General features: G+C 33.9%; 23 protein-coding genes. 7 read left to right on the top strand and 16 right to left on the bottom strand.

What is annotated here, in order from left to right; all coding sequences use genetic code 11:
• Window positions 1–19 precede the first annotated feature (19 nt).
• The 4 genes from MKZ17_RS02410 to MKZ17_RS02395 all read right to left on the bottom strand — a co-directional run bounded on the left by MKZ17_RS02410 (window position 20) and on the right by MKZ17_RS02395 (window position 3,057).
• Window positions 20–1,648, bottom strand: a complete 1,629-nt coding sequence (locus tag MKZ17_RS02410; RefSeq protein WP_340722220.1) for a hypothetical protein — start codon at window positions 1,646–1,648, stop codon at window positions 20–22.
• Window positions 1,648–2,430 carry an ABC transporter ATP-binding protein gene (locus MKZ17_RS02405; RefSeq protein ID WP_340722219.1) on the bottom strand — a complete coding sequence of 261 codons (783 nt, stop codon included), beginning with the start codon at window positions 2,428–2,430 and terminating at the stop codon, window positions 1,648–1,650. The genes MKZ17_RS02410 and MKZ17_RS02405 overlap by 1 nt, the downstream gene beginning before the upstream one ends.
• Window positions 2,431–2,647: 217 nt before the next feature.
• Complete coding sequence (locus tag MKZ17_RS02400; protein WP_340722218.1) at window positions 2,648–2,863, bottom strand: hypothetical protein; 216 nt, start codon at window positions 2,861–2,863, stop codon at window positions 2,648–2,650.
• A gap of 17 nt (window positions 2,864–2,880) precedes the next feature.
• Entirely contained in the window at window positions 2,881–3,057 is a 177-nt protein-coding gene (locus MKZ17_RS02395) for a DUF2642 domain-containing protein (protein WP_340722217.1), read from the bottom strand.
• A gap of 155 nt (window positions 3,058–3,212) precedes the next feature.
• Between MKZ17_RS02395 and MKZ17_RS02390 the strand changes: the two genes are divergently transcribed.
• Genes MKZ17_RS02390 through MKZ17_RS02380 form a run of 3 tightly spaced genes read left to right on the top strand, consistent with a single transcriptional unit; the run spans window position 3,213 to window position 6,110 of the window.
• Window positions 3,213–3,917 (top strand): glycosyltransferase family 2 protein, encoded by a 705-nt coding sequence (locus tag MKZ17_RS02390; RefSeq protein ID WP_340722216.1) that lies wholly within the window; start codon window positions 3,213–3,215, stop codon window positions 3,915–3,917.
• Window positions 3,910–5,055, top strand: a complete 1,146-nt coding sequence (locus MKZ17_RS02385) for a glycosyltransferase (RefSeq protein ID WP_340722215.1) — start codon at window positions 3,910–3,912, stop codon at window positions 5,053–5,055. Before MKZ17_RS02390 ends, MKZ17_RS02385 begins: the two co-directional genes overlap by 8 nt.
• Window positions 5,052–6,110: a polysaccharide pyruvyl transferase family protein gene (locus tag MKZ17_RS02380; RefSeq protein WP_340722214.1), complete on the top strand. Its 1,059-nt coding sequence runs from the start codon at window positions 5,052–5,054 to the stop codon at window positions 6,108–6,110. Before MKZ17_RS02385 ends, MKZ17_RS02380 begins: the two co-directional genes overlap by 4 nt.
• Before the next feature lie 125 nt (window positions 6,111–6,235).
• Here MKZ17_RS02380 and MKZ17_RS02375 read toward each other — a convergent pair whose 3' ends face one another.
• A complete protein-coding gene (locus MKZ17_RS02375; protein WP_340722213.1) occupies window positions 6,236–8,188 on the bottom strand; it encodes an LTA synthase family protein in 1,953 nt (650 codons plus the stop codon).
• A gap of 311 nt (window positions 8,189–8,499) precedes the next feature.
• Window positions 8,500–10,065 (bottom strand): alkaline phosphatase family protein, encoded by a 1,566-nt coding sequence (locus MKZ17_RS02370; protein WP_340722212.1) that lies wholly within the window; start codon window positions 10,063–10,065, stop codon window positions 8,500–8,502.
• A 139-nt stretch (window positions 10,066–10,204) separates the two neighbouring features.
• Here MKZ17_RS02370 and MKZ17_RS02365 point away from each other — a divergent pair, with 139 nt between their 5' ends.
• Together MKZ17_RS02365 and MKZ17_RS02360 are read left to right on the top strand one after the other, a co-directional pair.
• Window positions 10,205–10,801, top strand: coding sequence for a YitT family protein (locus tag MKZ17_RS02365; protein WP_340722211.1), 597 nt, complete (start codon window positions 10,205–10,207; stop codon window positions 10,799–10,801).
• A gap of 430 nt (window positions 10,802–11,231) precedes the next feature.
• Window positions 11,232–12,221 (top strand): hypothetical protein, encoded by a 990-nt coding sequence (locus tag MKZ17_RS02360; protein WP_340722210.1) that lies wholly within the window; start codon window positions 11,232–11,234, stop codon window positions 12,219–12,221.
• Between the two features lie 56 nt (window positions 12,222–12,277).
• Here the strand turns inward: MKZ17_RS02360 and MKZ17_RS02355 are convergent, their stop codons facing one another.
• The 6 genes from MKZ17_RS02355 to MKZ17_RS02330 all read right to left on the bottom strand — a co-directional run bounded on the left by MKZ17_RS02355 (window position 12,278) and on the right by MKZ17_RS02330 (window position 17,572).
• Entirely contained in the window at window positions 12,278–12,421 is a 144-nt protein-coding gene (locus MKZ17_RS02355; RefSeq protein ID WP_340722209.1) for a hypothetical protein, read from the bottom strand.
• Window positions 12,422–13,178: 757 nt separating this feature from the next.
• Window positions 13,179–13,337, bottom strand: coding sequence for a hypothetical protein (locus MKZ17_RS02350; protein ID WP_340722208.1), 159 nt, complete (start codon window positions 13,335–13,337; stop codon window positions 13,179–13,181).
• Between the two features lie 43 nt (window positions 13,338–13,380).
• Window positions 13,381–14,352: a tRNA dihydrouridine synthase gene (locus tag MKZ17_RS02345; protein ID WP_340722207.1), complete on the bottom strand. Its 972-nt coding sequence runs from the start codon at window positions 14,350–14,352 to the stop codon at window positions 13,381–13,383.
• Window positions 14,353–14,644: 292 nt separating this feature from the next.
• A complete protein-coding gene (locus MKZ17_RS02340) occupies window positions 14,645–15,490 on the bottom strand; it encodes a methyl-accepting chemotaxis protein (protein ID WP_340722206.1) in 846 nt (281 codons plus the stop codon).
• A gap of 22 nt (window positions 15,491–15,512) precedes the next feature.
• Complete coding sequence (locus MKZ17_RS02335) at window positions 15,513–16,967, bottom strand: aldehyde dehydrogenase family protein (RefSeq protein ID WP_340722205.1); 1,455 nt, start codon at window positions 16,965–16,967, stop codon at window positions 15,513–15,515.
• 278 nt (window positions 16,968–17,245) lie between these two features.
• Window positions 17,246–17,572, bottom strand: coding sequence for an antibiotic biosynthesis monooxygenase family protein (locus MKZ17_RS02330; protein WP_340722204.1), 327 nt, complete (start codon window positions 17,570–17,572; stop codon window positions 17,246–17,248).
• A 253-nt stretch (window positions 17,573–17,825) separates the two neighbouring features.
• On the opposite strand from MKZ17_RS02330, the gene splB reads away from it, so the two are divergent.
• Window positions 17,826–18,854 (top strand): spore photoproduct lyase, encoded by a 1,029-nt coding sequence (gene splB / locus MKZ17_RS02325; protein ID WP_340722203.1) that lies wholly within the window; start codon window positions 17,826–17,828, stop codon window positions 18,852–18,854.
• Window positions 18,855–18,969: 115 nt separating this feature from the next.
• Here the strand turns inward: splB and MKZ17_RS02320 are convergent, their stop codons facing one another.
• From MKZ17_RS02320 to MKZ17_RS02305, 4 genes are all read right to left on the bottom strand, one after another.
• Complete coding sequence (locus MKZ17_RS02320) at window positions 18,970–19,821, bottom strand: malate synthase (RefSeq protein ID WP_340722202.1); 852 nt, start codon at window positions 19,819–19,821, stop codon at window positions 18,970–18,972.
• A 405-nt stretch (window positions 19,822–20,226) separates the two neighbouring features.
• Complete coding sequence (locus MKZ17_RS02315; protein ID WP_340722201.1) at window positions 20,227–20,742, bottom strand: GNAT family N-acetyltransferase; 516 nt, start codon at window positions 20,740–20,742, stop codon at window positions 20,227–20,229.
• Window positions 20,743–20,886: 144 nt separating this feature from the next.
• Window positions 20,887–21,738, bottom strand: coding sequence for a DegV family protein (locus MKZ17_RS02310; RefSeq protein ID WP_340722200.1), 852 nt, complete (start codon window positions 21,736–21,738; stop codon window positions 20,887–20,889).
• A 129-nt stretch (window positions 21,739–21,867) separates the two neighbouring features.
• A complete protein-coding gene (locus MKZ17_RS02305; protein WP_340722199.1) occupies window positions 21,868–22,722 on the bottom strand; it encodes a dimethylarginine dimethylaminohydrolase family protein in 855 nt (284 codons plus the stop codon).
• A gap of 162 nt (window positions 22,723–22,884) precedes the next feature.
• Here MKZ17_RS02305 and MKZ17_RS02300 point away from each other — a divergent pair, with 162 nt between their 5' ends.
• Complete coding sequence (locus tag MKZ17_RS02300; protein ID WP_340722198.1) at window positions 22,885–23,619, top strand: YqcI/YcgG family protein; 735 nt, start codon at window positions 22,885–22,887, stop codon at window positions 23,617–23,619.
• The last annotated feature ends 26 nt before the right edge of the window (window positions 23,620–23,645 follow it).

The following is a 23,645-nucleotide window of genomic DNA, read 5'->3' as shown; positions in this document are numbered from 1 at the left end:
TCAAATTTACAGTTCGTTATTATTTAGTACGTTGAAATACAACCTTCCAAATAGCTAGATTTATAATAATCAATACGAATAAGTATATATATGTGCCATAAGCAATAAAAGATGCCATGAAATAATGTATACCCGCTATTATAACTATTGGAATCATTAATACAATACTTTTCCAGCTTTCACCGTCATTCATTTCAGTATATGGCTTAGTGAAGGGAATTTTATTTCCATAGCCAATGTAACAAATTACAGTAAACACACAACTTGCTACTAAAACAGCTAAGAGATCTGGTATGATTCTTGTTCCATAAATGAAGCAAAATACTATACTTAAAACAACATATAGTGGAATATATAGCTTTATCAAAAATGCTTTTAAGCTTCCTTTTTTTAATTCAGTATAGTCTTTAATTGGGAAAATTTTATATATCCAGGCCGCTTTATGCTTACTTGAATAGCCAAGCATAAATACAGCAGTTGGAACAATTAGCATGCTGAAATAAATATTTAAATAACTTAGACTCTTTGAATAATCAACATTTCCTGTTCCTGTAAAGTTAAAAATAAAAATAAGTGGGATGACAAAAGCAAAGCCTAAAGATGGATATACTTTCAACTTAAACTCTCGCTCTTGCTTCATCATCAGGGAAGCAAAACGGTAGAAAGCTCTTTCTTCGCTTGTTGTGCAAATATGCATTAATAAAAAATTCCTCAGACGGTTTTTCTTTTCCTTTTTCGATTTACTTGTGCTTAACAGTTTTTGTAGGTTTCGTTCAAAGGTCGGAATTAACTTTATGTAAAGCAGTATTGATAAGATAGGCATAACAATGGCTAATACACTGAATCCAATTGATAATGGAGATTGATTGCCATTCAGTAGTAATTCATACGGCGCGGCAAACCACATTGGAATAAGAAAAAAACTCCACCAATGAAACTCCATGACCATATTTAAATTAACGAGTTCAAAAGAACGTACGAGGAACTGATAACCTATCATCAAGACTAATGACATACCAATTTGTACGTAGTTTATAAGGTCCTTCAGTCTTTCCCCATCAAAAAAGTGCAAAATTACCATATATAAAATAGCAGTAAAAACAACAATAAAAATATTGATTAAAACGAATTCAAATATCGTTAAAAGAAAGAACAAAATCCCTTGCTTCACTAAGGCAACTAGAAGCGGTATCGAGGTTAAGGCAATCGTCAAATAAGTTAAATAGATAAGTATATGCATGAATTTAGCAGCATTCACTGTTTTTGCAGTGATTGGCTTAGTTGATAGAATACTTCTGTCCCGAACATCCAATAGGACGGAAGAGAAATCAGAAATCATTGTTGTCGTAATCGTAAAAATAAGTATTGCATACGTAATACTCATCTGAAATAGGTAGTTCTCACCGAAGCCCATAAATGGAATGAGTATAAGTCCTATTAAAGCATAAATCCATAAGGACTTAACGTAACCAAACTTTTGCTCTTCGTTCTTTTTAGTTGCGGACTGGTTGAAAAAAGTAGGAACCCTTCGTTCATCCATCGTTAGCTTAATTTGGAGAATGTTCCTCATGACTACATAATCGATACCCATTTTAATATATACAAATCGAATTTTATCAAGCAGTTTTAGTATTTTAAAATCCTTCATTACTTCACCTCTTGTACAATAGAAACGAATTGCTCACCAATTTCCTTGTAATTATGGAAGCCTGTCAGTTCATTAAAAATTGCCTCCAAAGTTCCCGTAGCATTATCTTCTTGTAATTGTGCAAATGTGCCATCTGCAGCAACTTTCCCTTCGTTTAACAGGATTATACGACTACTAATCTTTTCAACCACATCCATGAGATGAGAAGAATAAAAAATGGTCTTTCCTTGGGCAGCTAATTGAGCCAATATTTCTTTGAAAATCATTACACTATTCGCATCCAAGCCATTAATAGGCTCATCTAAAAACAATACATCAGGATTATGTAGTAGACTGGATATGATTAAAAGCTTTTGTCGCATTCCTTTTGAATATGAAGAAATCCTTGCATGATATGCTTCACCAACCCCGAATAACTCCATTAATATTTTTGATTTGTTTGCAGCTGCTTCTAGTTCTAGCCCATACAGTTGGCCGATGAAGGTCAAATACTCATAACCTGTTAAGTTATCATAAACATCTGCTATTTCCGGTACATAACCAATTTTTCGTTTATATTCAATGTCATTTTGCCGAATATCCTCTCCGAAAAGTTTAATACTTCCCCCATAATCACCTTCCATTCCAAGAATGATTTTTATGGTTGTACTTTTTCCAGCTCCATTCGGTCCGATATAGCCAATAATTTCTCCTCTTGAGACATGTAAGTTAATCCCTTTTAATATTTCCTTCTTGCCATAGCTCTTGGTCAAATTCGCAATTGTCAAAATTTCCCGCTGCATCTGTATCCCCCTTTTCTTTCTATGTTTATTATATACGGTTAGTAAAATGAATAGTTCCATTTTTAACATAAATAACCAATACAACTTCAAAAATGAAAAAGACATCAAATAATATGATGTCTTTTCTACACTCCGTAAAATTGTTACTAATGTCTGTTATTCGTAAAAAATTACGTATTCTAATATTTCTTATGTTCATTTACTAAAGTTCTATAACTTACGCAGTCTCTGCTACTTGTACATAACTTAATTCGGATAATACGATAATTCTTGTTGTAGTTTCTCTTTCATATGTGTCTGTTGATTCAATTAAAGTTAAGAATTCTAAATTTACCGATAATAGTGTTCCAGTAATTAATTCTTCACCAACTGCAACTGTTACTTCCCTATCCACATACTGCTGAAGCTGCGCAAATAATATTTCTTCGAACAATTTAATCACCTCCTATGTTAGTAAGCTAAGCTTTTAATACTCCCCAATGGAATAAATAGTAAATTAGAATTCACTCTAAGAACTATATAATCAAATTTAGCAACATGCAAAGTTCCAGTAACCTTTGAATACTCCGTTGTAACTTCCAGCGTTAAACCTTCTATAGTATTAAGCCTTTCTCGTAATTGCCACATAGTTATCCCCCTTCTTAATTGGTATGTTAAATTATATGTTTGCTATAAAAAAAGCGCTTGGGTATATACTCTATTTTTTATAATGTCAAAAAATTTGAGTATTACGCACAGCCTCTGTGAAATAGACTTCATATTATATTTGAGAGGTGATAACTATGAAGGATAGAGACGAAGGCTTAGTAAGTATTGTTATTCCGTGTTATAATGCCGCTCAATATATAGAAGACTGTTTAAACGGACTATTATCTCAAACCTATAAAAACATAGAAGTAATACTCGTTAATGATGCCTCGATTGATAACACTCAAGCAATAGTAGAGCAGTGGATTGAAAACTCTAATCCTCCTTTTCCTACTATTTTGTGTAATCTTCCTGTAAATTCGGGGTTTGCAGGGGCTCTAACAATTGGCTATTTTATGAGTTCCGGAGAATATATTGCGGTTAATGATGCGGATGATATTTCACACCCTTTACGTCTTGAAAAACAAGTAGATTTTTTATTAAAAAATCCAGATTACGATTTAGTTGGAACAAATTATAGAGTGTTTAATGATGGACAGGAAAAAGACAGTGGTAAATTAGCTGATTGGTTAGGATATGGCGAGGCTATACGGAAAATTTATGCAAACGGAAAGCACTGCGTCTCACATGGAACAATCTTATTTCGCGGAAAGGTTTTTGACCTACTAGGGGGCCCTACTCGCAGAATACATGGTGCAGAGGACTATGAATTTATCGTTAAATTTTTAAATGCTAACTTAAAAATAGAAAATTTAAAAGAAGTGTTATATTACTATCGAAACCATGATCAACAACGTTCTAAAACCTTTTATGGTGGAGGTGGAGGGAAAAGTGAGTAAGGAAGAAAGAATTTTACTTGTGGTAGATGCTTTATATATCGGAGGTACCGAAACCCATGTACTCGCTTTAGCAAAAGAGCTAATAAAAAATGATATTTTTATTGCTATTGTTGCCAAGAAAGAAGGAAGTCTAATCAATTCCTTTGAAGCGTTGGGATGCCCTATTTATCATATCGATTTCCCGAAAACTATGAAGCTTCCAGCAAACCAGGAATTGGAGCTCGTTGTTGAAATAGAGAAGATAATTGAAAACGAAAAAATTTCTCATGTTCATATTCATCAAACTCCTTCCGGATACTTAGCAGGGAAAGCAGCAGAAAATAAAAGAATTGCTACTGTATTAACTATACACGGAACCTATTATCCAAATGAAGAAATTCAGGAACTTCTTAAATTAACTGATGCAGTTATTTGTGTAAGTCCCCCACTATGTAACTATGTAAAGGCGTTTGGTATTGAAAATCCCTACTTAGTCCCTAATGGGATTAATTTAGAGGAATATCCGTTGAAGCCTCCCTCTGAAGAAATAAGAAATGAATTGAACATACCTGAAAATGCGGAAGTTTTACTTTATGCTAGTAGAATTACCTGGGCAAAGGCAAAAGTTTGTTCTATTTTTTTAAGAGCATGTAAAGACTTAAAGTTAACTACCTTACCAAACCTTCACGTCATCATTGTTGGAGGTGGAGACAAGCTAGGCGACATACAATTCTTATCCGATATGATTAAAAAAATGTGTAATGATCATTTCATCCATCTTGTCGGGGAACAAAAAAATATGCATGATTATTATTCGACAGCAGATTGCGTTGTTGGTACCGGACGTGTCGCTTTGGAGGCAATGGCTTCTGAAAGACAAATTGTTGCTGTTGGTAACCATGGCTATTTTGGAATTGTAAGTCATGACAACTTTGATGAAGCTTGGAACCATTATTTTGGAGATCATGGCTCTAAAGTCGCTTGTAGCAGACACGGATTACGGGATGACTTAAAAAAGATATTACTAGATAAGGAACAACTTAGGCTTAACGGAATGAAATGTAGAGAAATCGTGGAAGAGCGTTTTAATATTCACACCGTAACTAACCAGATTTTAAAAGTCTACTCTGAAACAAAAAAAGGTGGCGGCAAAAAGTGAAAAAACTATTATATATCGGATGGATTGGTTTTGAAAACTTAGGTGACGAATTATTGTGGCATATTTTTAGAGATACATGTACGAAATATTTAGATGAAAATCAAATAACGGTTACTCCATCATTACCTGGAATTGATTTAAAAAACCTCGAACAATTTGATACGATCGTGTTAGGTGGTGGTTCTCTATTATTACCTGGCTACCTTCAAATTCTTCAAAATGCTTTGCATAAAGGGAAATCGGTTGTCATTTGGGGATCTGGACTAGATTGGATTGAAAAGCCAAATTTAGATTTGCTTATTAATGACCAATTAACTAATTTAGAGCGAAATTTCAAACAAAAGGATATTGAGGTTTTAGATGAAGTAATAGAAAACGCCTTGTTTGTCGGTGTTAGGGGTCCCTTAACTAAAAAAGCGCTAGCAATTATGCTTGGCAATGAAAAAGTGAAAAAGGTAAAGATTATTGGTGATCCGGCCTTATTATTACAAGCATCCAACTTAAATCGTCCTCAAGAAAAAATAATTGGAATCAACTGGGGTACTACATTTAATCGTTTATATGGGGCAAATGAACAATTAGTTGAAACACAATTAGTAGACGCAGCAAAGATCTTAATTGATAAAGGATATAAAATAATGATTTATACTGTTTGGACAGATGATATTTCGCATTGTGAAAGGTTGTACAATAAAATTAATCAGCCTGAGCATGTCATATTAGATAAGAATCTTTATACAGAACATCAGTTAATTGAAAAATTATCGAGCTGTAAAGCTACAATTAACTTTAAACTCCATGCCAACTTACTTTCTTTAACTGCCAATGTACCCGCTATTGCATTGGGTTACCGGTTTAAAGTGTTTGACACTGTAGCCTTATTAGGACTCCAAAATTTCGTTATTTCTACAGATTCTAAACAACTAACAGAAGAAATAGTAAAGCGCGTTGAAATCATTGAAAATACAAATTTTCAAATTATGCAGCAATATCACTCAATCAAGCAAACTTACACACCTCTTTTAGAATCACTATTTACAGAAAATTATTTGTAACAGTATTGGATGTTATCGAGTAATAGATAAATAGACGAAGAAACTTAAGAAATTGATTAGAACGATAATAAAAAGTAAAGAGGCTTCCCATACAAATGAGAAGCCTCTTTTTAGTTCGTTCAAGATTAGTTAGATTCTTCATACGTATTTTCTGTGTAATTGTACTTAGAAGGATCCACTCGAGTAAATCCTGTAGGTGTATAGAATCTCAATAAATCACCATTCACAACTTTATCAGATAAATGTAATTTATAATCTACTTCGTTTTTAATAGCATTTGCTTTCTCCAATTGACTATCATCTAGAAGCAAACCTGTTTTATTATCATAAAATTTTTCGTCAATCGAGTATATTTCAGGGCTGGCAAAATCTCCATTTCTAAATGATACAATTTCATTATGCTGTTCAGATAATAAATCTGTACCAAATTGAACAAAGTTTTGAGAATTAATCCCTAGTAAGTGTAATACAGTCGGAAGAAGGTCTATTTGGCCACCGTAAGTATGATTAATTTCACCTTGTATTCCCGGAGAATGGATAAATAATGGCACGCGTTGTAAATTAGTACTTTCATATGGCGATATTTCTTTTCCAATGACTTGTTCCATCGCTTCATTATGATTTTCAGAAATACCATAATGGTCTCCATAAAGGATAATAATACTATTATCATATAAACCCGATTCTTTTAATTGATTAAAGAATTGTTGAATCGCTTCATCCGCATAACGTGCCGTTTGGAAATAATTATCGACACTAGCATCACCCGTATTACCTTTATCAATTGTTGCTAAGTCTTGATTAAGTTTATATGGATAATGATTCCCTACCGTAATAACCTTCGTATAGAAAGGTTGCGGTAAAGTATTTAAAAGAGCAGAAGATTGTTCAAAGAATGGCTTATCCAACAATCCATACTCAGCCATATCGTCTTCGAAACTCGTGTCATAGTAATTAGCATCAAAGAAATGATCGTAACCGAATTTTTTATAAATTACATTACGATTCCAAAAGCTTCCTTCATTCCCATGAAATACAGCAGAAGTATAGCCATAATCTTTTAATATACCTGGAGCAGCTTGATACTCATTTTGCCCTTTTGTTATATAGGCAGATCCTTGTGGTAAACCAAATAGGGAATTTTCAAGCATAAATTCTGCATCGGAAGTCTTCCCTTGAGCTGTTTGATGGAAGAAATTATCAAAGTACAATGTATTTGAGTCTTTTGCTAATGAATTTAAAAATGGTGTAACCTCTTCACCGTTTAATTGATAGTTAATAATAAAGCTTTGGAATGATTCTAAATGTAAATAGATCACGTTCTTCCCTTCTGCTACACCAAAATAGGCAGCATTAGGTTTTGCATAGCTAGAATTCGTATAGTTAATCACTTCTGTAATATCACTGCTATCCGCCAAAGCTCTCTTTGAAGATGCCTTTATCGTTTCAACCGAATCATATATCGTATAGTTATACATGCCTAAATATTTCACGATATAGTTTCGATCAAACCCTCGCGTCAGTAATTGCGGGCGACTAATTTCAGCTAGTTGTAAATTAATAATAGATACTACTAATGCAAGAGTTATAACTACTGTTGCTTTTTTGTATCCAACTGTACTCGTATCTTTTTTTATTCTCTTTGAAAAGCATACATATAAAACTACAAATACGTCCACAAAGAATAATAGATCATAAGGTTTTAACAAAGAAAGAACACTGCCGCCTAAATCTCCAAAATTCTGCGTTTGAAAAATTGTAGGTAATGTAATAAAATCACTAAAAAATCGGTAATAAACAACATTTGCATATAAAAGAATAGACATAAGAGTATATATTACAGCTAGTGTTGAATATTTTCTCTTTCCTTTAAATAAAAATGAAAACCCTAGAAATAACATTGCTGAACCTAATGGATTAAGAAATAATAGAAATTGTTGAAGACCACCTTCTACTCCTAAATCAAACTGTGTCGTTTGCGTGATATAAGTTTTTGTCCACATCATCAAAACAACTAAAATATATATTCCTAAAAAATGATTTAATAGGTTCCCTTTTTTATTTACTAAATTTTTCATTTTGCACCTGCCTTTTACTTATATAAATTAAAGATTCATAAAATTATATTTTAAAAACCAAGTTAGAAATTGTTATTCCAAAATAACATCATCTTCTTAACTAATACATACTATTCCTAATCTAACCTTCTGTCAATCCAGTAAATATTGGTAGTAATTTTAGTACTTCATTTATATGGATTTTTGTCATTAAACTAAGTTGGACACAAAAAAACAGCATTTTTCTAAAGTGAAAAACACTGTTTTTTCGCTACAATATGAGTTGATTTGCATTCCTGATATGCTTTAAAAAATGGGTGAACTCATATTTATTAATCTCCCAGTAATTGCAAAATCATTTGCTTCACATCAACAAGTCGATTATAGGCAGGAAAATCATCCGTACCAGTAACAATCATTGGAACAATAGAATCTATTTTATGAAGAGAGCCATGCGCTCCACCTCCTGCATGGTCATGACTTTCCTCTACAATGAATTCATAAGAAGGCTTCGCATCCACAATAATGACACGCCCTTCCTGTGAATGAAGGGCACCATGTAATCTTGCTAAGGCATCTGGATAATCTTGATACTGAATAAGTCCGGCATTCGTAACAATCAAATCCAAAATCGAAGCTTCCCCAGTAATTTCCCATGATTGATTATACTCATCAACATACGTACCTTCTGGTGAAAATTTTAATACCTCATTACTTAACGGACTTACAACATTGTTTACTTGTCCATCTTTCCATGCGATAAACCCAATACGCTCATCAGCTTTTAAAATATCCACGATTTCCACTAATTCAACTTGTTGTTCGTTTACATAAATGTATGCCATACGCTCATTAATTGCGATAGCAAGTTCGGCCTTCTTTTTTCGATCTTCCCAAATCGTGTAATTCTTTAGTGATTGATTCAAATTAATTAATGCTTTTTCTTTATCTGCATTAACGTTCGATTGACCGCTATCCCCAAGCACTATCCATGTAACCTTTTGAACTGCCTCTTCCCATGACGTGAAACTATTTAAAATATCTTGTAGTGCACGATCTGCTTTTACAATTCCCTTTAAATCTTTCGGGCCATGTTTGTGAATTGATGCATCTGCATCTGGTAAATATGTCAGTGTAAAGTCTGGTAATTTCTTTTTTTCGATTAAGTATTTCAGCTCGTTTGTTGTGAAGGTATTATTCACTCCCATACGATTCCATACAAATTTACGCCAATTATTCTTTGGATTGTATTGAGATAATGCACCTAATGAAAATAATTTTGGTCCATTTATTTCAATTTCCTTTGGTAAAACATTGACCATTGAAACAAGGTTCGGGACGTTTAATTGATGTTCAAAACTTCCACGATATAAAAGGCCATTAATCGAAGCAGATGAAAGCTTTTGGATATCTAACTCTTCATGAATTGTTTGAACTTCTTTACTTAAGTGACTATTATTAAGATGAACAATACTATCCATTGCTACATTTCTTATGCCATTATTCCATATTTCACGAATTCCACTTCCATAACTAATTATTCGATTTTCATCTTCCTTAAACCAAATCAACCCGGGTACTTTATGTTCATTTGGATAAGTCCCAGTTAATAACGTACTATCAATGGTGACAGACATTGTAGGATACGAGCTAACCATCTCCTGTTTAAAATGTCCATTGTGAATTAAAAACTCAAATGCCGGTGCTTTTCCTTCTTTAATTGCTTTTTGTAAAGGTTCACTCATTAATGAATCAACAGCTACTAAAATTATGGGTTTCTTTGTTGTATTGATTGAGCTTTCATCCAGCTCTTTTATTGGAGTTAGAGAAATTACTACTACAAAACCCGAACAGATGATGATTAATAAAATAAAAGCGATTACTATTTTTCGTTTCATGGTCTCACCTTCAAATCAATTATTTATTTTAGAATACGCATCATCTTCTACTCTTACTCATAGGTATGTTAGGGGAATAGCTATACACCATTTGACTACTTCCTTCACTCCAACATCCATGTATAAAGGGAGAGCTTACATGAAAAACAAACCATATAAGTTTTATTTTTTGGAGCTCATCTTTAAGGCCCCTTGGATTATCATCGGTGCAATAATGACCGCTATTAGTCTCGAAGCAATACTGATTCCAAATGGTTTAATTGATGGCGGAATTACAGGTATTTCAATGATACTATCTAAAACATATGGGCTTTCACTTAGTATGGTTTTATTCATATTGAATATTCCATTTGTCTTAATAGGTTATAAACATTTAGGAAAGCGATTTGCTTTTTTAGCTACACTGGGGATTGTTTCATTAACGATTTCAACTGCGATTATTGAAAGGTCTTCAACATTTGTTGAAGGAAATTTCATTTTACTTATAATCATCGGTGGCTTACTACTCGGAATGGGGATTGGTATTGTCCTACGCAATGGTGGAGCTTTAGATGGCACAGATATATTGGCATTACTTATCTCCAATAAAACACGTTTTTCTGTTGGGGAAGCGATTCTTGTAATCAATATTTTAATTTTTTTAGGTGCATTAATTTTATTTGGGTGGAAGGGTGCTCTAATATCAATCATTACTTATTATATTGCAACGACAATTATCGATATTGTGCGAACATAATTCCTTTTTTAGAGGAATATGCCCTTTTCCACTTTCCTTCCACCTCTCGCTATTTCTTCATTATCTTTCTATGATGATAAGCGGAGACATTAGCTACTTATTATTACTCCGTTTTTTTAATTTACCTTTTACCTTAATTCTTCACTAAATGAGAGTTAAAAGTAATTAAATAAATTTATTTTTACACCTCTATCGATTTTTGATTATATTTTTCTCTTAGAAAACTATTAATAAGCCGAAAATTTATTAGGCGAATCCAAAAATACATGTCATATGACATGTGTTTTTTTGTTATTTAAAATACAAATATATATATTAGGGAATTTTACACTTAAAAAATGAATATTTTGGAAAAACCAAGAATATAATAATTATATTGTACTACTAAATATAATCGTAGTATAAATTTAACACTAATGGGGGATTATAAATGGGTTATTTTTCAGGAAAAGCACTAATTTTGGCAGGTTCTTTATTAACAACAGCATCAGTGGGAGTTGTAGCTTATGATGGCTCCGACACATTGAATGCTATCAAAAGCAAAATCACATTTCAAACTGGACAAGTAGTTCAATACGACAAAAATCAAGAATCACTAATTAACAAAGTTTATCAATTACAAAGCGAAGCTAATGAAAAAATTGGAAAGGCAAATGCATTTATTAATCAGCAAAAAAATACTATTACTCTTCTTAAAGGCGATGTTTTAAAATTAAACACTCAAATCACTGAATTAAATGCCTTAATTATTGAGAAGGATAGGAAAATTGCAGGACTAACTAAGAGCCTAGAGGAAGTAGGTAATAATTTCAAGGCTTTAGAGGAAAAATACTATGATTTAGAAAAGTCTAATACAGCTACTAAAGAAGAATTAGTAGCTACAAAGCTTGAACTTAGTGCAGCTACTACACTTATAGAGGAGTTAAAAGCTCAAATTGCTAAACTAGAAGCTGAATTGGAAACTGCCAACAGTTCATTAAAAGAAACTACGGAAAAGCTTAAAGAAACAGAAGGTCAACTTGAAGAGCAAACTGCTAAGTACAATGAGGCTATAGCGGAGAGAGACAAGCTCCAATTAGAATTAGATGAAGCTATAGCTAAAGCTGAGAAAGATGCATCAGAAATTCAAAACTTGCTTAATTCTGTTGATGCGTTAAAGACTGAAGGTGATGAAGAGATTGAAAAGGCTAATTTCGAAATAGATAAAGCTGAGAATGAAATTCAAACTGCTAACAACGAATTAAACAAAGCCAATCAAGCCCAAGAAGATGCGAATACAGAAATAAACAAAGCTAATGCAGATATAGATAAATTCGGTAAAGAGGTAGAAGAGATCTTAGGTGAAGCTAATGGCTTACAAGCTAAAGATATCACTAATGTCTTGAATGTTAAACTAGATGACGTAAATACTGGTAAGTAAAAGATTATATAAAAACGCGTATAAATACAACCAGTTGCCTAAGCAACTGGTTGTATTTATGTCCCTCTATGCTTTGTAACTTCTTGTGGTGGGTTATTGTGAATCACTTGGTTAAATTCTTTTGAATATTCTTCACGACGGTTAGTATCTTTATTTTCCTTTTTATCCTTCTTGAAGCTAGTTTTATTTTTCTTTGCCATCCAATTCACCTCCTAAAAAGTCCGAAAAGTCTAATCTAATTTGTGCAAATTTATTGAGATTATTCTTCATTCAAATCAACCTCCAATAATAAATAAATCTTTAGTGTATAAAAAAAAGAAACTGACCTATACTATTAAAGATTTCACTTCTAATCCAAATGACTAGGAGGGTTAACCCGATGAGTGCGAATGACCGTTTCTCTGAAGGACCATCAAAACTGAATAAAGCTAAAACAGCGTTTTCTTAGGTAAATCTTAAGATACAATGTGAAAGCGAGGCAGTGTGTCATGGAGGAGTATAAGTAAGTGCTAATCAAGCCCGGAATTTAAAAAATTCCGGGTTATTTGTTTTTTACAGTAATTAGTCTAATTATATTGACCAAATTATTAGTTTCATTTGTACAAAAGTAGTAAAAAAAATGATTATTGCTACGTATAAAAACCCTCAATTGTTCTATACTATTAAAGATTTCACTTCAACCAATGTGACTGGAGGGTTAACCCGATGAGTGCGAATGATCGTTTACTCTGAATAACCATCAACTTCAATGCTAAAGCACGGTTGTCTTAGGTTATTCTTAAGATTCAATGCTATGAGCATGACAGTGTGTCATGGAGGAAAAAGCAAGTGTTATCATGCCCGGAATTAATTTTCCGGGTTTTTTATATTAACTCAACAACTCATTTTAATGATCTAAAACATAGGAAAACCCCAATACACCATAAGTGCGTTGGGGTTAGCTAGCTCAAAAAATTCTTAACATTTTTTTGGATTTTGATTTTGATTTTGATTAAATTCTACTTCTTGAGCGAACTCTTCTCTGTTTTTGTTTTTACGCTCTCTGTTCGCATTTTGATTTTGATTTTGCTGTTTTTTATTATCCTGCGTTTTATTGTTTTTATGTTTATTACTCATGCTACACTCACCTCCACAATTAGTGTGAGTGAAAAATGTTTTTTTATCCGTTAACGTTATTTTCCTCGAAATGATCGAGCAGTGCACGAACTTCATCTGTTGATTTTGTATTCATTAATTGATTTCTTAACTCACTAGCGCCACGGAACCCTTTAACATAAATTTTAAAGAAGCGATGTAGACCCGTTACTGAACGTGGTAATTCTTCAATATATTGATCATGCAAATCGAGCTGCATTCTTAAAAGATCAAGGTATTCCTTACTACTATGCTCCTTTGGCTCTTTTTCAAAGGCAAATGGATTTTTAAAAATACCGCGCCCTATCATCACACCATCAACACCGTATTTTTCTACAAGCTCTAAGCCCATTTGACGATCAAGAATATCACCATTAATTGTTAATAGCGTATTTGGTGCCACTTCATCACGTAGTTTTTTAATTTCAGGAATTAGCTCCCAATGCGCATCGGCTTGGCTCATTTCCTTTCGCGTACGTAGATGAATCGAAAGGTTCGCAATATCTTGTTTTAAAATATGCGTTAGCCATTCCTTCCACTCATCTACTTCTTTATAGCCAAGACGTGTTTTTACACTGACAGGCAGACCGCCCGCTTTTGCAGCTTGAATAAGTTCTGCCGCAACATCTGGACGAAGAATAAGCCCGCTTCCCTTTCCTCTTTGTGCAACGTTTGGAACAGGACAGCCCATATTTAGATCAATTCCTTTGAAGCCCATCTCTGCCATGCCCATACTCATTTTGCGGAAATTTTCGGGATTGTCTCCCCAAATATGTGCAACCATTGGCTGTTCATCTTCAGTAAACAGTAAACGACCACGTACGCTTTTTTGTCCATCTGGGTGACAATAGCTCTCAGAATTTGTGAACTCAGTAAAAAACACATCCGGTCTTCCCGCCTTCGCTATAACGTGACGAAACACGACATCCGTCACATCTTCCATCGGTGCAAGTACAAAAAATGGCTTCGGTAAATCCTGCCAGAAATTTTCTTTCATAATAATTACAATCCTCTCATAAGGGGAAATGCTTTTTAACATTCATCCCAAAACTAATAATTAAAATGCCTACGTCTTTAATACTTAAGCCACCTCTCCTTATTTAATGTTGCAATATGTGGCAATTCATTAAAGATATACGCGTAAAAGTCATTATTATAGTATAACCTAGCCTTTTTCATTTTTCTTCAAAATAGGCTCCTTTGTTCAATAAATTTTTGTTGCTTACTATATAAAAAACTGAAGACAAACTTGAGTTTCGAGTTTGTCTTCAGTCTTTAATAGTTCTATATTATTGATTTTCTTTATCGTATAGCAGATCTTCAGCAAATTGTGCTAACTGTTGCGCTTTCGTGCTAATTTCCTGAATTGTACCTGAAAATTCATGGATTGAGCTCGACTGTGTATCTGTTAAAGAATTAATCTCCGAGAATGACTGGTTTAATGCTTTTAAAAGCTGTTGGATATTTTTTGTTATATGATTAATTTGGTCTGCATTTTCTTTTGAATTAGTTGCAAGCTTACGCACTTCGTCTGCCACGACCGCAAATCCTTTGCCGTGTTCCCCCGCACGTGCAGCCTCAATAGCAGCATTTAACCCTAATAAATTACTTTGATCTGAAATTCCCTTAACAACAGATGATATTTGGCCAATTTCTTCTGCACTTGAACTTACATCTGTCATTGAAACGGTCATATTTTTCACTCGACCTGATAAATTTCCAACAGAATCACTGATTTCTTCAATCGAAGCTGCTGTTTGCTCCACTATTGCCGAGAAACTTTCAGCCATCTCAAATAATTTATGTGCCTTCTCTAAGCTTGTCCCTACCCCAACGCCACCAATTACTTGGCCGTTGCTATCATGAAGTGGAATTGCCCTTGCAACAAGCGGGAATCCAAACAGCTCTTTCGGTACAATGGCAGAAAGCGATTTATTTTGTTTAATCGCATTTGTTATCACATCGCCCTCAACTAGTAGGTCACCGGGTGTAACATTTAATGAGAATGTTTTTGCTGGAATATTGATTATTAGCTTTTCTGTATCGTATATACCTACCGTAATATCATCCTGAATCAGTTCATTTAACACTGGTGCTACTTTAACAAATGCACTAATTAAATCTGTCTCTTGCATACGCTCCACACTCTTTTCCTAATTAATAAGGTAAAATTCGTTTGTCATAATTAACAGAAATCCATTTTAATGTTGTAAATTCTTCAAGACTCCATTCACCATTTAATCGACCGATACCAGATTGTTTTTCACCACCAAATGCAACAATTGGCTCATCGTTTATCGTTAAATCATTAACATGAATCATTCCTGTATGAACTTTTTTCGCCATTTCAACCCCACGCTCAAGATTAGATGTATGAATCGCACCGCTTAATCCAAAACGCGTATCATTTGCAATTTGAATTGCTTCTTCCTCAGTTTCAAATGGAATTACACAGACAACTGGTCCAAATAATTCTTCTTGCGCAACACTCATTTCCGTTGTTACATCGCCTAAAATTGTAGGTTCTACCATTCTTCCATTAACTTCGCCTTTAACAATTGCTTTAGCACCTTCTGCAATGCCCTTTTCAATCATCGCTTTTAAGTTGTTCGCTTGACGGTCATTAATAACAGGTCCAATGATTGTTTCAGGATTTCTTGGGTCTCCTACTTTAAGTGAAGAAACTTTTGTAGCATATTTTTCAAGGAATTCATTGTAGATTGATTTTTGTACTAAGATTCGGTTAGCAGACATGCAAATTTGCCCTTGGTGCGTGAATCGACTGAATGTCGCTGCATTTACCGCGTACTCAAGATCTGCATCCTCTAACACGATAAAGGCACTGTTGCCACCTAGTTCTAACAATGGTTTTTTGAAATTTTTAATAGCTACTTGCCCAATGTAACTTCCTACTTGAGTAGAACCTGTGAAAGAAATAATCCTTGGAATTGGATGTTCTACAAATGCATCTCCAATTTCCTTAATATCTGTTACTACAACATTCATTAATCCTTTCGGTACGCCAGCTTCCTCAAATATCTTACCTATTAATGTTCCCCCTGTAATCGGCGTATCTTCATGCGGTTTTAATACTACACCGTTACCTGCGCCTAAAGCAGGAGCTACCGACTTCATTGATAAAAAGAACGGGAAGTTAAAAGGACTGATTACACCGACAACACCAGCAGGGATACGATATAGTCTATTTTCTACATTATCAATTGTTGAAGGTAAAATTTTTCCTTCCATACGTAATGGGAATGTTGCAGCTTCTTTAATAATATTTTTAACTAGGCCAATTTCAAAGGCAGCTTTTAATCTTGTACCACCTAATTCATCCATAATAATTGAAGTGATTGCTTCTTCATTTGCTTCAATATATTTCACTGCATTTTCAAGAATGTCTCGCTTTTTATATGGATTTACTTTATCCCATTGTTGCTTCGCTTGATGTGCTGCTTGATATGCATGATCAATATCAGAAACATTTGCTAATTTAAATTCTGTAATTATCTCGCCATTATAAGGATTAATATTTTGTAAAAGACTTTTGCTTTGTCCGTCTTTCCAAACGCCACCAATAAATTGTTTTCCTAAAGCTTTGATATCCATGTTACATCCTCCAAATTATGTATTTTTCACTTTATTACAATCTATTTATCGGTAAAATTTTAAAATATTTTAAAAAAAGAGGCAAAATATTTAGCCTTTTTTTCTAATTCTGTTATTTATCGTAGTTATTATTTCCTAAAAACCAAAAATTGCATTATGTATAAAAGTAACAATTTCATACGCAAGGGTGTTTAAATTATTGATGGGTGGCTTAGAATGTGATTTACTTAATCACTTCTAGGCCACCCACTTCTTATTTTCAATATTAAATTAAAAGACTAAACTTCAAAAAAATAATCACGTTCTACTTTACATACACGTAATCCAAATCGACTATACCACTCTTTTTTCCCACGTTCTTGAGCGATCTGATGTACTGCATTTTCTTTCCAAGCAGTAATATCGTCAAGTGTCTTCCAATACGAAATCGTAATACCTAATTGTGTATCCCTCGCACTTTCGACACCTAAAAAGCCTTTTTGTTTACTTGCTAATTCAACCATTTTAGCTGCCATTATACCGTAACCTTTTTCCCCTTCTGTCCGTTCTGAAGCAAAGATCACTGCATAATAAGGTAATTCATATGTATTCGTAAAAATGCCCATCCTCATTCCCCTTCCTCTTAAAGATATACATGATAAATATTTGTATATTTAGTTCTTAGGTCTAAGTTCAACAAGGGCTTGCAACAATCCTTCTACAAAAGAGTACTGCAATTATTCCCACATCATAATTTCCGCTACTTTAGACAAGCTAATGTTAAATATAAAAAAGAAGGTGATGATGTGTTTAGCGACAACAGGAGATATTATTTTTATTTTATTCTAAACCCACATATCGGAAACATTGGAGATAATTATGAATAAACCTTTTATGCCCCAGCTTGTTTATTTTGAACCAAAAGCTTTAGAGTATCCACTAGGTATAGAACTGAAAGAGAAATTCGAAGGGCTAGGTATCGAAATTCGATATACGACTTCGCATAATCAGATACGAGATCTCCCAGGAGACAATGACTTACAAAAGTATCGTATTGCAAAGTCTACTCTCGTCGTCGGTATTCGCAAAACATTGAAGTTTGACACGTCTAAACCATCTGCAGAATATGCCCTTCCTCTTGCAACAGGGTGTATGGGTCATTGTCATTATTGTTATTTACAAACAACGATGGGGAGTAAACCTTATCTTCGTACTTATGTGAATGTTGACGAAATTTTAGAAGTTGCAGATCACTATATAGAAGAGCGTGCCCCTGAGGTTACCCGATTTGAAGCAGCTTGTACATCTGATATTGTAGGGATTGACCACTTAACACACTCATTAAAAAGGGCAATTGAGCATTTTGGCCAGACGGAATTAGGAAGATTAAGGTTTGTAACAAAATTTCATCATGTCGATCACTTACTTGATGCTAAGCATAACGGGCACACAAGATTTCGTTTTAGTATTAATGCAGATTATGTCATTAAACATTTTGAGCCTGGTACTTCACCTCTAGCAATGCGTGTTGAAGCAGCTGGAAAAGTCTCAAGAGCAGGTTATCCACTTGGTTTTATCGTAGCACCCATTTACCTTCACGACGGATGGAAGGAAGGGTATTATCATATGTTTGAACGTCTTGATGCGGAGTTACCAAAAGATGCACGAGAAGATATTACGTTTGAATTTATACAGCACCGATTTACAAAGGCTGCAAAAAATGTTATAGAGAAAAACTATCCAAAGACTAAATTACAATTAGATGAATCAGCAAGACGTATTAAGTGGGGAAAGTATGGCAGGAGTAAATACATTTATCAAAAAGAAGAAGAGGATGAAATGAAAGAACAATTATACAGCTATATGGAAAAATTCTTCCCCAATGCGAAACTTGAATATTTTACGTAGGCTACTCATGATAAAAAAGTTAAAGCAGACAGCAAATTAGAGGTGCACTACCTGCACTTCTAAACCATCTGCTTATCATGTTTCACCGAATAATATACTACCTTTAATAATTTTATTAACGCATTAATGCGCCATTAGGTTTTGGCAACTCTTGAACAGTTATCTGATTCATTTTACAAAAATGCTTTAAAAATTGTTGTGCCAGCTCTCGTTCCTGTGAGTCTGTTTTCAACGATACTATATCAAGCAAAATTTGAGCCATCCATAAATTACTAAAATAACGGTATTTACCTGTATTCCATGACATTTTGTTCGGTAATTTTTCATTTACATAGTACTTCCAGAAAAGGAGCTGTTCCGACTCTTTTTCAGTCAGTTCAAGTTTATATTTTGAATGTGCAGGAATATGTCCATCATCACAAAGCTTACCTATAAAATCTTCGTTTACCATATAGACACCTAAAATGCGTCTATCTTTTTCAGTCATGCTACCATCTTTTGCAGTTAATAAAACAGCACTATTTTGGTGTAAGCGGCTAGGTTTGTTTGGCTCCCCTTTTTTACTACCGCTCTTTGTGACGCCCGAAAAAACCTTCCATTCCGACAAAGATTTAGTTTGTTCTTCTTTATCACACCAAAAAACCATTTGTGATTCTGGATGAAGTTTATGATATTTCATAAGTTTTTCGTGTTCTAAGCGAACTTCCTGGTGTTTTCGTTGTAGCTTAATTTCCTCTTCCTTTTTCCATTCTTCCTCCTTACGTTCTATTTCCTTTTTTCGTATTATTTCTTCAAGTGAGTTAGCAATACTTTTATCATGTAGTTTTAAGTGCTTTCCAAAAACATCAGGGAAAACAAACATTTTATTTTCCGATGCGAAATTTATTTCAATACTAGAATCATTATGTTTAACTATACTCCCTATCCCGAAACGCTTGTGTGTAACTTTCTTATTTATTAGATTCATTATTCTAGTCCTCCTTGTGGAATTCATTTAAAGCTCACACAACTGTTTAATTTTTTCGGTTAAAAATAGATAAAAAAAAACGTATCCAAATTCTATCTGCAAAAAAAGTACAGCCGAATCCGAAATACGAAATACGAAATACGAAAAAAACAATTGTAAGTCTATTATAACATTTTTTAAAGAATTTACAAATTTATTATTGACAAAGTATTTTGGATAGAGGTAAAATGTAAATTTATTCTCTTCAGATTCCTTTTTTTACTATGAACTATAGTCCTCAAAAAAATACTCAAACTCCTTGTAAGCCCTTATAAATCCAATTAATTACCGCTAATAAAAACTTCACTCTTTGAAATCAATAATGAACTCGCTTGGCTGAGTTAAAAACAGATGACAATACACAATTTAAGATTTCCATTCTTCCTGTAAGATTGCGTAATAATATTCATCCCACCATTCGTTTCCATGTGGTATACATTTTTTGAAAAAACCTTCTCTCCTCATACCTATTTTTTCCATAATGCGATATGATGGAATGTTCTCAGGCTGACAAGTCGCTATAATTCTATGTAATTTCATCGTCTCAAACCCATATTTTAATATAGAATATGCTGCTTCAGATGCATACCCTCTATTATAATATTTTGGATTGAATACCCAACCAATCTCATACGTATGTTCACCAAAATACTTATGGAACACAATATGACCAATCAATGTATGATCTTTCTTTAATAGCACAGGGAAATACTTAGCATCTTGACTGCTATTTTCCTTTACAAATTTCTTCGCATCTTCACTCGTTAAAACACCCTCTGGTATATACTTCATAACATTCGTGTCCGATGTATATGAATGCACATCTAGCCAATCGTCATATGTAAAATTACGTATTATTAATCTGTCCGTTGTTATGTTCATTTAAGATTCCCCCTGAAATATTCACAAGTACTTTTTTATTTTTCTATTAAGCCTATCTAAAGAAAACTTCAACAAAAAAATATTATTGCTTTTCCAGAAAAAAGAACGAAGCCCACTCTGGATCTTCGTTCATTATGACAAATTCTATTTTTCTATTCCTGCGATTCCAAAGCCTCCAGGTCCAGCATGGGTAGAAATCATTGCCCCAGCTTGCATCCATGTAACATTTTCGAAGCCTGTTTCCTTTGCAATTATCTCTACTTGCCTCTTAATACTTTCTCCCAGTCCAATAGAGTAGATTAAGTACAGTTGTTTTCTATTAATATCGTATTCATTTAAGTAATCTCGCATAAGTTTCTCCGCAACGATGCTCATATGCCCACGATATTTTCTAGTTGAAACAAGTTTTCCTTCTTTTAGTTCGATACAGGGCTTTATTTTTAACAACGCCCCTCCAATATAAGCAATGTTACTTACACGTCCACCCGCTCTTAAAAAGTCTAAACTACCTGGAATGAAGGCTAATCTTGTTTTAGGAACGACCGATTCTATTTTTTCTATTAGTTGAACATGGTCAATGGAAGGATCTTCCTCAAGTAGAGTGACCGCATACATCACGATGGCGGCTAATCCACCTGTTACATTTAACGTATCAATTAAAAAGAGGTTTTCAAAATCTTCTGCTGCAATTAATGCACTTTGAAAAGAAGCAGATGCTTTTGACGTATAACCAATGTGAATAACAATACTATCAGGAAAATTCATTCTAATTTTCGTAAATAATTCATGATACTCATGTACATTCGTTGCTGCTGTTGAAGGTATTTTTTTGGTGCGGCTATGATAATCAAAAACTTCCTCTACGGATAGCTCACCATCTAAATAGTCTTTCCCTTCCATGACAACGTGCATCGGTACTACTTGAATTTGATATTTTTCAACCAGGTCTTTCGGCAAATCCGCGCCACTTTCTGTCGATAAAATAATCCTTCTCATTGTCCGTTCCTTTCAACTAACGCAACCATTTCTGCGTGTTTATTAATTTACTTTAAATATACACTAAAATAGGTCATTCTCCATGTAATATTAGGAAAAATTTTCCCATAAAATGCTCTGTACTATTTTTTAGTGTCGCACAATTGGCAATGAACAACATCTGAATGAACCACCTGATTTAATTATTTCTGAAAAATCCACTTCCAACACTTCATATCCATATTGTCTCATCTTCCTATTAACATCTCGGTTTATTGGCAAGCTTAACACTCGTTTATGACCAATCGACAATACATTCGTCCCCATTGAGAACTGTTCACTTTCACTCACTTCGATTAAATGATACAGGCTCGACAATAGATCCAAGTTATTTTGATCGAACGCATCAGGATAAATTAACGCATCTTTTGATGAAAGAATATTAAACACACAGTCTAAATGTAAATACTTCGGATTAAAAGCAATAGGTATAATCTCAAAATCAGGTAATTCTTTTTGCAAAGCATGAATAGCTTTCTTACATGTACGATGGCTAATTCCAATAAATACACGATTGCCGTCTACAATTACATCGCCACCTTCAATGGAATGTGTTGAAAGCTTCTTATAGGATATGCCATGTTTATTCATCCAATGAGCTAATACTTTCTCTTCACCTTGACGAATTGGATTCGCCATCTCGGAAATAAATAAGTGACTTCCTAAAGAAAAACCAATATCTCTTGTAAAAACTTGTTCAGGGTGGTCTTTACTTGGTCGTAGTTTAATGACTTCTACTCCCGCATTTAGTAAAGTTTGCTCAAATATTTGGTGTTGCGAAACGGCTAATGTACGGTCGATATTATCATTTATATATTTTTTTTGAACATCATTAATTACTTCTTTAATTTCCATGTATTGTGGTTCACATAAGACCACTTTTTTTAGTGTTCCATATTCACTTTGACATTGTATTTGGGATTGCTTTGAAATTGTATTAACCATAAGTTATCCTCCATTTTCTTAATACATCCCTTTTCTTTCCCTTAACATTTCATTTAATAAACAATTAGTGGTGTTATTTTCATATTCTCATCGTTGTTTTAAGAAATTTTGGATAGGGTAATGACTATCAAATACGTAAATAAAGATAACGGAGGCGATTGTATGCTTACGAAGAGGCAAGCTTTATTAACAAAAGCAGATTTTCAAACAAGAACAGACTTACCGAGTTGGCTTTATAAAGAATACGAAACTTTTCATAACACGGTAACAGATAAGACATTTCCCTGTTTTTTTGGAATGAGTGGCGAGCTGAAAGGTGAGCTCCGCTATGCTTACATCAATCAAAACGATTGGAGTAATCTACCTTCTGCATTAGAGGGTTTTCTAGATTTATTTAAATTACCAAACTACAAGAGACATGGTTTATTTGTATTTGTAGAGCCTTTTGAGCAAGAGGGTTCACTTGAAGATTACAGAAAGCAATTTTGGGAGATACTTCAATACTTACATAAAGTAGATAAGGTTGAATGGCCTGAAGACAGCCCTCGAGACCCCGAGCATTATTTATGGGATTTTCATTTCGCTGGAGAGCCAATTTTTGTGTTTGGAAATGCTCCTGCATATAAGAAGAGAAAAACACGCGATCTAGGAAATGCAATGGTTCTTGGATTTCAGCCTCGCAAAATATTTGAAGGGTTAGAAGGAACTGAAATAGGTGGTATTATGTCACGAGATAAAGTTCGTAAACGTGTAGAAGTTTGGGATCAGCTTCCTAAGCATCCCGATATCGGTCATTTTGGTGATCCGACGCATAATGAGTGGAAGCAATTTTTTATTGGTGATGATATTGAGCCAATTCAAGGGAAATGTCCATTCCGTCATAAATCTCATATATAAACGTTACTACTTAAACAAGGTGATTT

It is taken from the genome of Solibacillus sp. FSL R7-0682, assembly GCF_038005985.1.
Lineage (GTDB): Bacteria > Bacillota > Bacilli > Bacillales_A > Planococcaceae > Solibacillus.
This window is presented reverse-complemented; position numbering and strand designations above follow the sequence as displayed.

Bases quoted from the DNA above. Each gene is read 5' to 3' on its own strand.
- MKZ17_RS02350 (WP_340722208.1), bottom strand. From the start codon at position 13,337: ATGAGTAATAAACATAAAAACAATAAAACGCAGGATAATAAAAAACAG.
- splB (WP_340722203.1), top strand. From the start codon at position 17,826: ATGAATAAACCTTTTATGCCCCAGCTTGTTTATTTTGAACCAAAAGCT.
- MKZ17_RS02345 (WP_340722207.1), bottom strand. From the start codon at position 14,352: ATGAAAGAAAATTTCTGGCAGGATTTACCGAAGCCATTTTTTGTACTT.
- MKZ17_RS02340 (WP_340722206.1), bottom strand. From the start codon at position 15,490: ATGCAAGAGACAGATTTAATTAGTGCATTTGTTAAAGTAGCACCAGTG.
- MKZ17_RS02315 (WP_340722201.1), bottom strand. From the start codon at position 20,742: ATGAACATAACAACGGACAGATTAATAATACGTAATTTTACATATGAC.
- MKZ17_RS02375 (WP_340722213.1), bottom strand. From the start codon at position 8,188: ATGAAAAATTTAGTAAATAAAAAAGGGAACCTATTAAATCATTTTTTA.
- MKZ17_RS02310 (WP_340722200.1), bottom strand. From the start codon at position 21,738: ATGAGAAGGATTATTTTATCGACAGAAAGTGGCGCGGATTTGCCGAAA.
- MKZ17_RS02300 (WP_340722198.1), top strand. From the start codon at position 22,885: ATGCTTACGAAGAGGCAAGCTTTATTAACAAAAGCAGATTTTCAAACA.
- MKZ17_RS02335 (WP_340722205.1), bottom strand. From the start codon at position 16,967: ATGGATATCAAAGCTTTAGGAAAACAATTTATTGGTGGCGTTTGGAAA.
- MKZ17_RS02405 (WP_340722219.1), bottom strand. From the start codon at position 2,430: ATGCAGCGGGAAATTTTGACAATTGCGAATTTGACCAAGAGCTATGGC.
- MKZ17_RS02305 (WP_340722199.1), bottom strand. From the start codon at position 22,722: ATGGTTAATACAATTTCAAAGCAATCCCAAATACAATGTCAAAGTGAA.
- MKZ17_RS02370 (WP_340722212.1), bottom strand. From the start codon at position 10,065: ATGAAACGAAAAATAGTAATCGCTTTTATTTTATTAATCATCATCTGT.
- MKZ17_RS02360 (WP_340722210.1), top strand. From the start codon at position 11,232: ATGGGTTATTTTTCAGGAAAAGCACTAATTTTGGCAGGTTCTTTATTA.
- MKZ17_RS02355 (WP_340722209.1), bottom strand. From the start codon at position 12,421: ATGGCAAAGAAAAATAAAACTAGCTTCAAGAAGGATAAAAAGGAAAAT.
- MKZ17_RS02330 (WP_340722204.1), bottom strand. From the start codon at position 17,572: ATGGGCATTTTTACGAATACATATGAATTACCTTATTATGCAGTGATC.
- MKZ17_RS02365 (WP_340722211.1), top strand. From the start codon at position 10,205: ATGAAAAACAAACCATATAAGTTTTATTTTTTGGAGCTCATCTTTAAG.
- MKZ17_RS02395 (WP_340722217.1), bottom strand. From the start codon at position 3,057: ATGTGGCAATTACGAGAAAGGCTTAATACTATAGAAGGTTTAACGCTG.
- MKZ17_RS02410 (WP_340722220.1), bottom strand. From the start codon at position 1,648: ATGAAGGATTTTAAAATACTAAAACTGCTTGATAAAATTCGATTTGTA.
- MKZ17_RS02390 (WP_340722216.1), top strand. From the start codon at position 3,213: ATGAAGGATAGAGACGAAGGCTTAGTAAGTATTGTTATTCCGTGTTAT.
- MKZ17_RS02320 (WP_340722202.1), bottom strand. From the start codon at position 19,821: ATGAATCTAATAAATAAGAAAGTTACACACAAGCGTTTCGGGATAGGG.